General features: G+C 54.5%; 8 protein-coding genes. All 8 read right to left on the reverse strand.

Annotated elements, in window-relative coordinates; genetic code table 11:
- Positions 1–16 precede the first annotated feature (16 nt).
- Positions 17–1,825: a sensor histidine kinase gene (locus H7F31_RS25045; RefSeq protein WP_187101007.1), complete on the reverse strand. Its 1,809-nt coding sequence runs from the start codon at positions 1,823–1,825 to the stop codon at positions 17–19.
- Positions 1,822–2,841: a response regulator transcription factor gene (locus H7F31_RS25050; RefSeq protein ID WP_187101008.1), complete on the reverse strand. Its 1,020-nt coding sequence runs from the start codon at positions 2,839–2,841 to the stop codon at positions 1,822–1,824. Before H7F31_RS25050 ends, H7F31_RS25045 begins: the two co-directional genes overlap by 4 nt.
- A gap of 232 nt (positions 2,842–3,073) precedes the next feature.
- Entirely contained in the window at positions 3,074–7,756 is a 4,683-nt protein-coding gene (locus H7F31_RS25055; RefSeq protein ID WP_187101009.1) for a discoidin domain-containing protein, read from the reverse strand.
- A 209-nt stretch (positions 7,757–7,965) separates the two neighbouring features.
- Positions 7,966–9,576 (reverse strand): extracellular solute-binding protein, encoded by a 1,611-nt coding sequence (locus H7F31_RS25060; RefSeq protein ID WP_187101010.1) that lies wholly within the window; start codon positions 9,574–9,576, stop codon positions 7,966–7,968.
- Between the two features lie 108 nt (positions 9,577–9,684).
- Positions 9,685–10,563, reverse strand: coding sequence for a carbohydrate ABC transporter permease (locus H7F31_RS25065; protein ID WP_187101011.1), 879 nt, complete (start codon positions 10,561–10,563; stop codon positions 9,685–9,687).
- Between the two features lie 33 nt (positions 10,564–10,596).
- Positions 10,597–11,496 carry an ABC transporter permease gene (locus H7F31_RS25070; RefSeq protein WP_261800554.1) on the reverse strand — a complete coding sequence of 300 codons (900 nt, stop codon included), beginning with the start codon at positions 11,494–11,496 and terminating at the stop codon, positions 10,597–10,599.
- Between the two features lie 79 nt (positions 11,497–11,575).
- Positions 11,576–12,532 (reverse strand): aldo/keto reductase family protein, encoded by a 957-nt coding sequence (locus H7F31_RS25075; protein ID WP_187101013.1) that lies wholly within the window; start codon positions 12,530–12,532, stop codon positions 11,576–11,578.
- Between the two features lie 61 nt (positions 12,533–12,593).
- Positions 12,594–12,962, reverse strand: coding sequence for a cupin domain-containing protein (locus H7F31_RS25080; protein ID WP_187101014.1), 369 nt, complete (start codon positions 12,960–12,962; stop codon positions 12,594–12,596).
- Between the last annotated feature and the right edge of the window lie 4 nt (positions 12,963–12,966).

A 12,966-nucleotide genomic window follows, 5' to 3' on the forward strand; every position in this document is an offset into this window, starting at 1 on the left:
GACAGTACTAGCCGTTTCACTGAGACGCGGGCATAAGCATGCGGATTTCCGTCCCTCGCCCAGCCTCGCTCTCGATTCGAAGACCGTACGCTTCGCCGAAAACCATCTGAATCCGGCGGTGAACATTTAGCATCCCTATACCGCCTTTCTCTCCTGCCGCATGGCCTCCCTCGTCAGCCAGACGATTGGTTTCGAGCTTCAAACGCATTTCGCGCAAGCGATCCGCGGACATGCCCTCGCCGTTGTCTTTTACGCTAACCAAAAACATGCCGTCCTCCGTCCAGGCGTTGATCCGGATATAGTGAAAATCCTCGATGCCCTCGGGAAAGGCATGCTGAAATACATTTTCGACCAGCGGCTGCAACGTAAGACGCACCATTTTGTGAAGCAAATATTCCGGTTGAATTTCAACGTCCAGCTCGAACGGCCGCCCGATCCGATGACGCAATACGACCATAAAATACATCACGTGCTTCAACTCGTTCGCGACCGTGATTTCCTCCAGATTCGTCTGCACGGAATAACGAAGCATATAAGCAAGCGATTTCACGATGTCGGAAATATCCTCGGAATCGCGGACAAACGAATAACATACGATCGTCTCCAGCGTGTTGTACAGAAAATGGGGATTGATCTGCAGTTGAAGCGACTGGAACTCGGCGCGCTGCCGTTCCATCTGGCTCTCCTGGTTTCTCAGCTCGGCCTGGTATACTTGCTCAACGAGATCGGACAGCCGGTTCACCATCAAGTTGTAGCGGACCATAAGCTCCACGATTTCGTCCCGGTGATCGGGCAAGGGGATGGTCGCCCAATTTCCCTTTTCCGTTTCCCGCATGCCCATTTTCAACGCTTGTATCGGCCTCGTAATCGATTTTCCGAACCGCAGCGCAAGCCCGAACGCGAACGCGAGAGTAAAGAAACCGACAATCAGCGTCGTCGTCCGAATGCTGGAGACGGGCATCTCGATCTCCTTCGTCGGCTTGGATACGACCAGACTCCAGCCGGAATAATCCGACTTCCGGACCATATAGGTACGTTTCTCCCCGTCGGCGTCCAGCTCGAACAGCTCTTCGCCGGCTTCCGCGATTTTGGCGCTGAATTGGCGATCCAGCTGTCTGTCCAGCTGCGTCTGATCGGGATGATAGACGACCTGGCCGTTCTCATCCATGATAAAGAAGTAACCGTCCTTGCCAAGGTCGATGCCCTGCCACATGGCGGACAAATCCGCCGCGCGAATCTCGATCGCCAAAATGCCCGCGGATTGCGGCGAGCTTAGCCCCCTGATCTGTCTGGTCAGCGTCAACATCTGGCCTTGTCCATTTTTCAGGATGGTGCTTCTCAAAATGCTTAGTTCGCCCTCGCTGCCGGTATGCGACTTCAAATAATCCATATGCTCCGCCACTTCGACGGCCTCAAAGCCTTGATCCGGCACATTATTGAAATAATAGACGGCGTTGCCGGCAAAGCTGATCATATACACGGTCTCGATTTCCGGATTGCGGATAAACAGCGGGTCGACGCCGATATCCTCGATCAGGGAACGGTAATGATAATATTCGTATTCGTCGCGTTCCGACGGCAAGTCGATAAATTCTTTCACGGAACGGTTCGTCAGCAGCGATACCATGGAGCGTTCGTAGGTTTTTAGATACAGATCCGTGTGATGCACCGCATTGTTTACGATTTGCTCCATCTGATCCCGCATCAACAGGTCCAATTCCCTGGAGGCTTTTGTATAAGTGAATAATCCGACGCTGGACAAGGACACGACAATGACGATCAGAAAATAAACATACAGCTTTTGATACAAATTAAATCGCTTCATTTGACGCCTAGCTCGCTGCGATACTCGGAGGGCGTAATCCCGGCGATTTTCTTAAATGTTTTCGTAAAATGCGGATAATCCTCGTACCCGACTTCCGAGGCGATATCGGAGATGCGGTAATGGGGAATCGCAAGCATTTCCTTGGCTTTCTCCATCCTTTTCTGGATCCGGTATTGGACAAACGTTTCATTGGTCAATTTCTTAAACAGCGCGCTGAAGTAATTCGGCGTAAGTCCGACCATGCACGCAACCTCTTCCAGCGTAATTTCTTGAGAAAGTCTGCTGTCGATATAAGTTTTGGCCTCTTCCATCGGATCCTTGAAATTTCCTTTGCGCATCGTTTGCAGCTTGCTCATAATGCTTTCCAGATGACCCGCGAAGCACATCAGCATTTCGTCCGCGCGGCATCCCCGGATGTCTATGCGGTCGAGGCGGAGCGAGTAGTGCCTGCTCTGTAAGCGCTCTATTAAAAGATCGAGACAGTCGCCGAGCATTTCCTTCATCCTGGCCAGCGGTATATCCTCGGAAAGGCATTCCGCTTGCCACTGCCCGATGATTTGCGCCAGCTGCTCGGCATGGAGCGACCAGACGCATTCTTCGATGCGGTCCACCCAGTGCAGATAGCGGGTTACGGACACATAACCGCGCATCGAATGTTTGACCAGCCGCTCCAGAACGTCGTGCACGTCCGACTTCGTCACCGGCTTGAGCAGGTAGTGTTTTACGCCCCAAGCCATGCTTTTTTGCGCATATTCGAAATCGCCGTAGCCCGATATGACAGCCATGTGGATACGGGGATAGTCATCGTGAATCGCTTTGCAAAGCTCCAGCCCGTCCATCTTCGGCATGCGAATGTCCGTCAGGACGATGTCCGGCTCCACTTCGCCGATAAGCCGCAAAGCCTCGATCCCGTTTACGGCTGTACGCACCTTCATCTGGCCCGGAGAATACGTCTCGGCCATCTTCGATAAGCCGTACCGAATGACAGGCTCGTCGTCAACGATCAGTACTTGCATGCGCCAACAGCTCCTTTGCTCCTATGTCTATCGCTCGAAATGTACTCCAATCATACTACCGCCCCGATAGCATCGCAATGAATAAGCTTACGACCGCTTGTGTTTTTTTACGATTTTGCAAGAAATAGCGGTCTCCAGGAAAAGGCCTTCAAGCTGACATGTCGCTGAGAAAAACGGGGCTGTCCATCGGTTCCTTAAGAACCCGAACAGCCCCGTTGCTTGTTGGCTCACGTTAATTCATTAAGTTCGCGCTCTCGAGCATACGCGCGATCAGAGCAGCCGCTTCCGCTCGCGTCGCCTGGCCTCGGGGGACGAATCGGTTCCCGCCCCTGCCTTCCAGCAGCCCCATTGCCCGAAGCCCGTCCACCGCTTCCCGGGCCCATGGTTCGATCTCGGCATCCTCGACGAACGGCTGCGCGGCATCTTGATTGACGCGCCGCGCCTCCCATCCGTTTGCCGTCTCCGCAAGCCGGACGGAACGATAGATGAGCACCGCCAGTTCCATGCGATTGATCGGCTGATCGGGACGGAAAGTTCCGTCCCCGTAGCCCTGGATCAACCCGAACCGGAGGGCGGCCGCCGCGATGTCCGCATGCCAATCGCCTTTTGTTACGTCCACGAACGGAGCTTCCGATTCGACTGCTGGCAAGCCGAGACCTCGCACGAGCAGCGCGGCCAGTTCCGCGCGGCCAATCGGCTCGTCCGGCAATGCCTGCCTCGCGCTTGCTCCGTTCATGATCCGCTTGTCGGCGAGCTTGACCATAACGTCTTCGGCCCAATGTCCGACTGTATCGTCAAAGGAACTGCTGTTGCCAAAGGCCGCGAATACGCCGCTGCAACCGATCAAACACCGGATGGCCGCCTTTTTTGTACCGTCTTCGCCGAATACGGCGGGAATGGCGGTCAAGCGCTCCGCCCCGACGTCCAGCCGCATGATCGCCGTACGATCCCGGCTTGCGAAATGCTCGCTTAGCGGCATCTCCAGCTCCACGAATCCGGCGCCGGCAAGCATCGCCGTTTCCGGGCCTTTGCCGCTATCGGACCAAAGCTGGAACGCGACGAGTTCGGAAACAAGCTCGCCTTGCGGATGGGCAGCTGCAATCGCAGCGGCTTCCTCCGGCGTCGCGGCGCGAATCTGCAGCGTCAGATCAACTTTTCCCGCCCCGGCCAGCTTCAATAGCTCTTCCGTCCGAAGCATGATCTTGCCAAAGGCGGTCTCGAAGCCGACTCGCAGCTCCTCGCTCGTCGCATCTGCAAGCGCCGCCAGCGCTTCCGCCCGAATCAGCAGCTTGTATTCTTCGGCATCCGCATAATCGTCGGCAAGAATAATCAACTCTTCAGCCTGCGAACCCGCACCGTTCAAGTATGTCTGCAGTCTGGCCGCATCGAATGCCATAACGACCGCTTTGCCCTTTCTCGCGGCCGTTACGGTATCCTGCGCTTTCACCGGATTCGCGGGAGGAATGTAGCCGATTCCGCCCGGTTCGATTTGCTGTACGACGCCCGCAATGACAATTTCGTTAAGGTTGTTCCACGCGTCCTTGTCGCTTCCGCGCGTCACGAGGCGGACGAACCTCGCATCGGCAGCCGGAAATTGCACCGGTTCCAGCATATTGGGCGTGCCGCTTGTCATACCGGTAAACACCTTCGTCCATTCCGCGCCATCCTTAGACAGCTCGATGTCGTAATCGTAATGCGATTCGTCAAAGCGAGCCGTCAGCACGTAAGATACCGAATGCTCGTCGCCCAGATCGAACACGATCCATTGATCGCGTCCGCTGCCCGCCCAGCGGGTGCCGAGATCGCCGTCGATGGCATTGGACGGCGGATAGCTGGCATGCGAGCCAAAGGCTTCGGCGGACACGATCGGATACACCGTCAGGTTCTGCGGCACGCTTCCCAAAACCGGCATCGACTCGAACTTCACTTCATATTGCAGCGAGTTGCCGGGATCGTCCGTCTCATATACGATAATCTTTGCAGCGCCCTGCGGCGAATCCGCCTGCTCGATCGTAATGGCGAGGCCTTCCCTTGCCGTGGCGGACACAGTTGGAGCCGCCACGGCTCCTAACGGAAGCTTAACGGTATAACTATAGGTTTCCGGTATGAAATCCGTTAGCGGAACGCCGTCAAGAGATATGCTCGCTAGCAGCGGCTCTCCTTCGACGGAAGGAGGGACATCCTTGTCCCCGCCGCCGTACGCGACAGGCGCAAGAGCATCGACAGCTTCCTGACCGAGCCGCTCGAGCAGCTGCTGCTTATAGAGACTGACAGGCGCGGCGATGTGCTGTCCGGCGCTTTCCCAGTATGCGTCTTTGCGCGGACGCGGGTCGTAAGCGCTCGGCACAAGAGGGGGCACCTTCGTCCCTACGTGGCCGATGACATAGTTCTGGGCGGTAGGCGGCTGCTGGCTCGTGAGCCCTCCCTCCGTATTCCAGTTCACATAGTTCGCTCCGGACCATCCGTGTCCGCTGCCCAGCCAGGCGCGGTCCCGGATCGACACCTGAGCGTCGACATTGTCGAACAGACCGCCGACCGACCACTTGTGATGCGGTTCGCTGGTGTTGTAATCCAACTGCGATTCGCTATCAAGCACAACGTTCGGACCTTGAATGCGGCTGTCGACGACGAACGCATGGCGGGCCGTCTCCGTATAAACCCGCTGCACCAGCGTTTGCTGGCCCATCATATGAAAAATATAGCGCCGTCCGCCGGTAATGATGCTGACCATGTCATACATGCTGCTGTCCTGAACGGTGATCCATTTGCTGCCCCGGCCCATCTGTACAAGCGAATACGAGAGATGATAACCCGTGACGTCGCGCACCCACGCGTTTTTGATGTTGTCCAGCACGACGAAACGCTCGGCGTGGTTCTCGTCCGCATAATAAGGATCGGTCGTATCATTGTCCATAACGGTATCGATGACGCTCGGATCAAAGTCGGAGACGACGCGCATCCGTTCGACGCCGATCCGTTCGATCCGGGAGTCGTCCGAATAGCGGTACAGCTCGCCTCCTCCCCAGCGGCGTTCGATCGCATTGGCGATCGGCGCGTCCAGGGTGACGACGTTGCCGTCGATTGCGGTAACGACCCGGTCGAAATCGAGATTAAACGGCGTCCACTGGCTTGTCGCGGAGCCGTCGGTTCCCGGACGCATGTAAATATAGTCCATGCCGATTTCGTGAATCCATCGTTCGTTGCCGTAACGCCGTACGATGACAGTGTCTCCGACACTGTAGTTCGAGGCATCCGCAACCTCGAAGGATGTTGCGCCCGACGGCACGTAAAGATCAACGATCTCTTGACGGGTCGACGGGTCCAGGACAGGTCCGGAGCCTCCTTTGGCTTCGATGATGTTCCGTTTTGTCGTCCCGGTCGCTCTCAAAACGGTCCCTTCCTCGTCGTCTCCTTCCCCGCGCAATACGATGCCGCCGGTTGATATCGACAACTTGCCTGCAATCTCGTAGTTCCCCTTCTTTAGCAGCACGGCGCCGCGGAAGCCGTCGGCACGGACAGGCATAAGGGCAACCCGATCAATCGCGTCCTGAATTCTCGCGGTGTCATCTCCTTCGCCCGGTTCGACAACGACTCTTGCCTGCACATTCGGCAGAGGAACGCCTCCGCCCCCGTAGCCCGACTTGGAGAAATCAATGATCCGATTGCCGCGGTAATCGGGTACGTATACCATCTTGCCGCTTGACGGGTCCATATAGGCAACCTTGCTACCGCCTTCCGGCACATCCAACGGGTCCATAATCGTAAAATAATACGTATCGTTATAAGCTCGGTCCGGCGTGCCTTCCGGCTCGATCCGGAGCGTCAGCGCATACTCGCCTTTGGCTTCCGCCTGGCTGCCAAGCGATATTACGAGGCTCTCGAACGCCTCGAACGATTGTTCCGGCAAGACGACATCGCCAGGCTCTCCTTTGCGTGAAAGAACGCCGCTGACAGTCGCCGCTACCGTCGGCTCGACGCGAACGGAGGGCAGAGGGTCGCCCGGCTGGAGCACGGCCGGCTGACCGATTTCCATCGTCATGTCTTCATGGATCAACTCCGTGTTCGCGATAAATGACGGGAAACGGAATTCATCGGGGTCGACGACCTTGATCCAGAAGTCCGGCGTCCGCAGCTTGCCGCCGCCGGGTTTCTCGACTTCGGCATAGACGCGCGCCGCGCCGACCTTGTAGCCGCTAGCGATCCCATCCCGGCCAATGCCGGCAACGCCCGTCGCCGTCGACGTGTAGGACTTGGCCAGCGTGTCCATTCCCACTTCAATATTCGATGAAGTGCGTCCCATGAGTTTAAGCTGCGCTTCTTCGCCGAGCTCCACTACCAGTTCGGCATTGGCGGAATATGGCGTGCCTGAGCCATCAACGAAATAGATGCGTTCCAAATCTGCGGGTATCTCTTCCCCCTCCTCTTCCAGGTATACGGCAAACTCTCTGAACTGGTAGGAAAGTCCGTTGTTTAATGTCATGTCGAACTTGATGTAGCGGGCGTTGACGGTATCGAATCGAATCGTCTCGTAGGGTTGAATAGAGCCGGTCCTGGAAGCCGCCGTCCGCCACTCGATGCCGTCATCGGAGTAGAGAACATCCAGCTTGCTCATCGTAATCCGGCTCATGTCGTAGACAATGCTGTTGAAAGCGGCGCCGGTACCCAGATCGACCTGCAGCCATGCATTTAAATCTTCGCGATCCGACATGGAGGGCTGCCAGTAGGTAGCAGGATCGCCATCCACCACAGCGGCTCCGCTGTTTCCTTGACTTGTCGTTGACGGCCGGTTCAACGCCAGATTGTCTGATTCCGAGGCTGCTTCCGCTGCCGGGACAATCGCGCCGAACAGCATGGCAACGAACAGGGACAACACCGTTAAGCACGAAATTGATTTTTTACAGGCTGACCATGACATTCCTTCCCTTCACACCTTTCCTTTGCGTATATTTGGGTTACCGCGGCGGCCGCATAAGTCCGATCGAGGATATACAGCCTCTTGCATCGAGCCTCTCCATGTTCGGTCCTCCCTGCCGGTGTTGAGAAGGCCATCCCTGCGGGGGATGGCCCATTGGTGACTGGATTTGCAGGCTGTCCGATTACTTCATTAATACTTCTTTCGCGGGTTTATTGTTTGCGCGATTCCTGGGAGACAACGCCATCCTGATTATTAAACCGCTCGGTTGCTTCCTTAATGATTTCGTTGCCGCCCTTTTTACGATATTCCTCGATTACTTTCGGCCAATCGGCAATATCCTCGTTGCCGTAGATCATCTTAACCATATGGTCGACGATGATCTTGGGCGCCTGATCGGGGCGTTTGGAGGCCAGATCCGGATATTTCTGGAACGTCTCCAAATCCGGGATAAAGATAATGCCGCCCACGCCTTCTTTGGCCAGTGTCTGATCCAGCGCGTCCAACACGTCCTGGCCTCCTTCAAGCAGCTCCATCCGCATCCGGTTGATCGTGGCGTCGCTAATGAACCCAAGCATACCCCTAAAGCCTTGCTCGGCTTCTTGTTCCGAGTTCGTAGGCGCTTTGTAATTCACTTTTCCATTATCGATCGTATAATTTTCGCCTTCGATACCGAAAGTGAAGAACATTTTAGCTTCGTCGGTCAGCATCCAATCCAGCATCTTGATAATGCGGATCGCTTTTTCCTCCGGCACATTTTTATTGATGTACAGGGACGTAATGACCGAGCTGTACAAACCGTATCCGCTCAGTCCGTCAGGACCGACCGGCGACGGAATAATTTCGACCTGCGCATTCGGATCAACCGCTTTAATCTTTGTGCGGAAGTCGAGCAATCCCGCGGCGTTGGACGTCCACATGCCGGCTTTGCCGCCGTTGATGCTCTCACCGTACGTGGACACATTCAACGTAGCGAAATCTTTGGGAATCAAACCTTCGTCATACATCGTTTTGTACATAGTCAGAGCGTTCGTCATATTCTCCACATCAAAAAATTTCGGAACGATCTCATCGCCTTGCTGCATGAATTGGTAGCCCAGCGCGTCGTAAGGGCCGAAAAAGAGATCGGCGTACTTAAAGTCCATTCGGAGCTGGTAAGGGTTTTCAACGCCCAGTTTCTTGAAAGCGCGGATGACGTCGAGGAATTCCTCCGGCGTCTTTGGCAGTGGCAATCCGGTTTTGTCCAACAAATCCTTCCGAATGAACGTAGCCCTTCTGGACGGGTTGCTTAGCCAATTCGGAATGCCGTAAATTTTGCCATCATAGCTGACTTCGTCCCAGGCTGCTTGCGTGACGTTTTTCATTATGTTTGGAGCATGTTCCTTAAGCAGATCGTCCAGCGGCATAAATACGCCAGCCTGCACGGAGCCGGCCATCGATTTGTCCGTTGCTCCTCCCACGTTTTGCACCACATCCGGGATCGAGCTGCTCGCGAACATAATCGACATTTTGGAATCAAAATCTTTTAGCGGAATCGTGGTTAATTCAATGTCTGTATTCGTTCGTTTCTCCAGCTCCAGCACCCATTTGTCCTTGTTAATATCCGGGGACTGCTCTACATGGGCGTTGCCGCTTGTCGTAATCGACATGCTGAACTTCAAAGGCTCCTCCGCTCCCGCCTGGCCAGTCCCTTCGGTCTGAGCCGGCTTCTGGCTTGTCTGCCCTCCGCTCGAATTTTCCGGTTTGTTGCTCCCCCCTGAGCAAGCGCTTACAGTTCCTGCGGCGATGATCATGGCTAGCATCATGCTTAGCTTCTTTTTCATTGCAACCTTCATCTCCTTTTATTTGAATACGATTACAACTACAAAATACCAAATATAAAATATAATGGGTATGGTATTATTACTGTTAATATGTGTTTTTTTACGGGATTACGATTTTATAGATCCAATCAGCATTCCTTTTACAAAATATTTTTGCAAAAACGGATATACAAGCATGATTGGCAGGACGGATACGATAATGACGGACATTTGCACGCCGCTTGGCGACACATTGGACAATTCCTCTATAAGCGCTCCCGCCTCTCCCATCGTATTGTTCATCACGATTTCCTGAAGCCGAAGCTGCAGCGGATACAGAGTACGAGAGTTGATGAAGTAGAGCGCCTGCGAATAGGAATTCCAATGCGTGACGGCATAAAACAAACCCATCGTCGCCATCACCGGCTTGGACAGCGGAAGCACAACGCTCCATATAATTCTGAGCTCGGAAGCTCCGTCCGTTCGGGCGCAGTCGATTAATTCATTAGGCAAACCCATATAAAAGGATCTCATAATAAACAAATTGTAGGCGCTGATCGCTCCCGGAATCATGAGCGCCCACAGCGTATCCAGCAAATGCAGATTTTTGATCAGCAAAAAGTTCGGAATAAGCGGCGCCGAGAAAATGAAGGTAACGAGAATGAGCATCAGAATAGGCTTGCGTCCCTGATACTCCTGTCTGGACAGCGGATAGGCGAGCGATGCTGTTGCGATCAGGTTGATCAAGGTGCCCACGACCGTAACGAGCACGCTGACGCCGAACGCCCGCAATATCGACGGATCGTTTAGAATGACCAGATAGTTATCAAAGGTCAGATGGACCGGGAACAGCGTTACGCGGCCGGTATTGATTGCAACTTCGCTGCTCAGCGATTTGGCCAACACGTGCAAAATCGGAAAGATCATAAGAACTCCAAGCAGAGTCATAAATAGATAGTTGAAGACGTCGAATAATTGAAAGTGACGAAGCTTCTTTGATGGCTGCATGCCGCATCCCTCCTTTGTTCGTTGTTCGTTGGACTAATAAAGACCGCTGCCAGTCGCTTTCTTGCTCAGCGCGTTGCCGAGCATGATCAGACCGAGGCCTACCACGGATTTAAACAATCCGATTGCGGTCGTATAGCTGTATTGCTGCTGAATCAAGCCGACGCGGTAAATATACGTATCCAGAATGTCGCCGTTATTTTCGTTAAGCGGATTAAGGAACACGAATACCCGTTCAAAACCGAAATCGAGAAAATTGCCGATATGAAGCAAAAACATAATAACGACCGTCGGCAATATCGCCGGAACGGTAATCGCCGTGATCTGCTTCCAACGGTTTGCGCCGTCTATGCGCGCTGCCTCGTACAGCTCGGGATTAATGCCGGCAAGAGCCGCAAGGTAGACGATTGTGCCCCAGCCGCTGTCCTTCCATACTCCCGCTCCCACGAGAATGCTTCGAATATAGGACTCTTCTCCAAGAAAATAAACGGAATCAAGGCCCAGCGCTTCGACCATGTTGTTGACCAGCCCCGTCGACGGGGACAAAATGCCGATTGCAATGCCGCCAATGATGACCCATGATAAAAAATGCGGCATATAAACGACGGTTTGAAGCACTCGCTTAAACAAAACCAGTCTCATCTCATTGAGCAATATGGCCAAAATGATCGGCACGGGAAAAGCAAACAGGATATCGTAGGCGCCGATCAAAATCGTATTTTTCAAAATTCGCAAAAACTCGCTGTATTCAAACATGCGTTGAAAATGCTCCAGCCCTACCCATGGGCTGCCCGAAAATCCTTTGAATATGTTGTATTCCTGGAACGCCATCGCCGATCCAAGCAAAGGAATGTATTTGAATACGATAAAATACAACAACCCCGGAATCGATATCAAGTAAAGCACCTTGTATTTGCGGAACTGCGTCCATCTCATGCGGGCCGCGGAAGTTCGTTTGGACAGCTGCGATGCGGCAGCGGGGGGATGTCCCGGCATTTTGCTCACTCCTCCTTCTCTAGTCTTCTAAATCCAGCGCCGAATCAATGGCATTCAGCGTAGCTGCGTCAAGCTTGATGCCGGAGGCTCGCGCGTTATGTTCGATCTGCTCCGGCCGGGAAGCGCCGACAATGCAGCTGGCAACGGACGGGAGCCGCAAAATCCAGGCCAATGCCAGCTGCGCCAGCGACAAGCCGGTTTGATCCGCGATCGGCTTCAGCCTCTGCACCCGCTTCAGATTATCTTCGCTGATCCAACGGGAAATGGCTCCGTTCTGCTTCGGGTCGACCGCCCGCGAGCTTGGCGGAAGCTGGCGGCCCGGCTCATATTTGCCCGTAAGCGCGCCTTGCGCCAGTGGCGAAAACACGATTTGGCCTACGCCTTCCCGCTCGCACAGCGGAATCAACTCCTGTTCCGGTTCCCGCAGGAGCATATGATATTGCGGCTGGCTGGAGACGATGCGGTTCAGATTCAGTTCCGAGCCCGTCCGTACCGCATCTACGATTTGCGCCGGCTTCCACATGCTGACGCCCGTATACAACACTTTGCCCGCTTTTACCAGATCGTCGAGAGCCCGCAGCGTTTCGTCGAGCGGCGTGTCCGGATCGTACCGATGGCACTGGTACAAATCGATGTAATCGACTCCAAGCCGCTTCAAGCTTAAGTCGCACTGCTCGCGGATATGCTTGCGGGACAAGCCTCGGTCATTGGGACCGTCTCCCATCGGCACGCAAACCTTGGTCGCAAGAACGTAAGAGCTTCGTTCGTATTTGGCCAATGCCCGCCCGACGATGCGTTCCGCTTCTCCAAGATGATAAACGTTCGCCGTATCGAACAGATTGATGCCAAGACCGTATGCGCGGTCGATAATCCTCTCCGGAAGTCCGGAATCGGACGCCGCTCCGACCGTAAGCCAACTGCCGAGCGAGATCTCGCTCACTTTCAGGCCGCTGTTGCCCAGCCTTCTGTATTGCATGCCGTGTCAACTCCGTTCTTACATTCAGATTTTTTGATTTATTGATTGTTCCAGCTCCTGATCAGACAGGTTTACGTTGGTTCTGATGCCGGTCTGAGCCGGCATGACACCAGAGCGTCACGACGGGATCCTCTTGGCTGGAGCGGAGATGATGGTCCTCGCCCGGTTCGATGACCAAGATGTCCCCGGTCGTGACGGGGTGTTCCTCGCCGTTCACCTCCATAACGCCGCGCCCTTGCAGAATGATGAACGCTTCCCGATCCGCATGCGTGTGCAAATCCGTGCCTCCGGGTCCCTCGTTCGAATGACTTCTATCGCCGGGCTTGGCGAAGGCGAGGCCACCGGCGCATAAGTAATCGCCAGGCAGAAGGTCCCCGAGAATATGCCCGGTTTTCGTATCCCTCAATTCGTTTAGCCGAAGCTTCAGCATTTGC

Origin of the sequence: Paenibacillus sp. PAMC21692 (genome assembly GCF_014303795.1) — a bacterium.
Classification (GTDB): Bacteria; Bacillota; Bacilli; order Paenibacillales; family Paenibacillaceae; genus Pristimantibacillus; species Pristimantibacillus agaridevorans.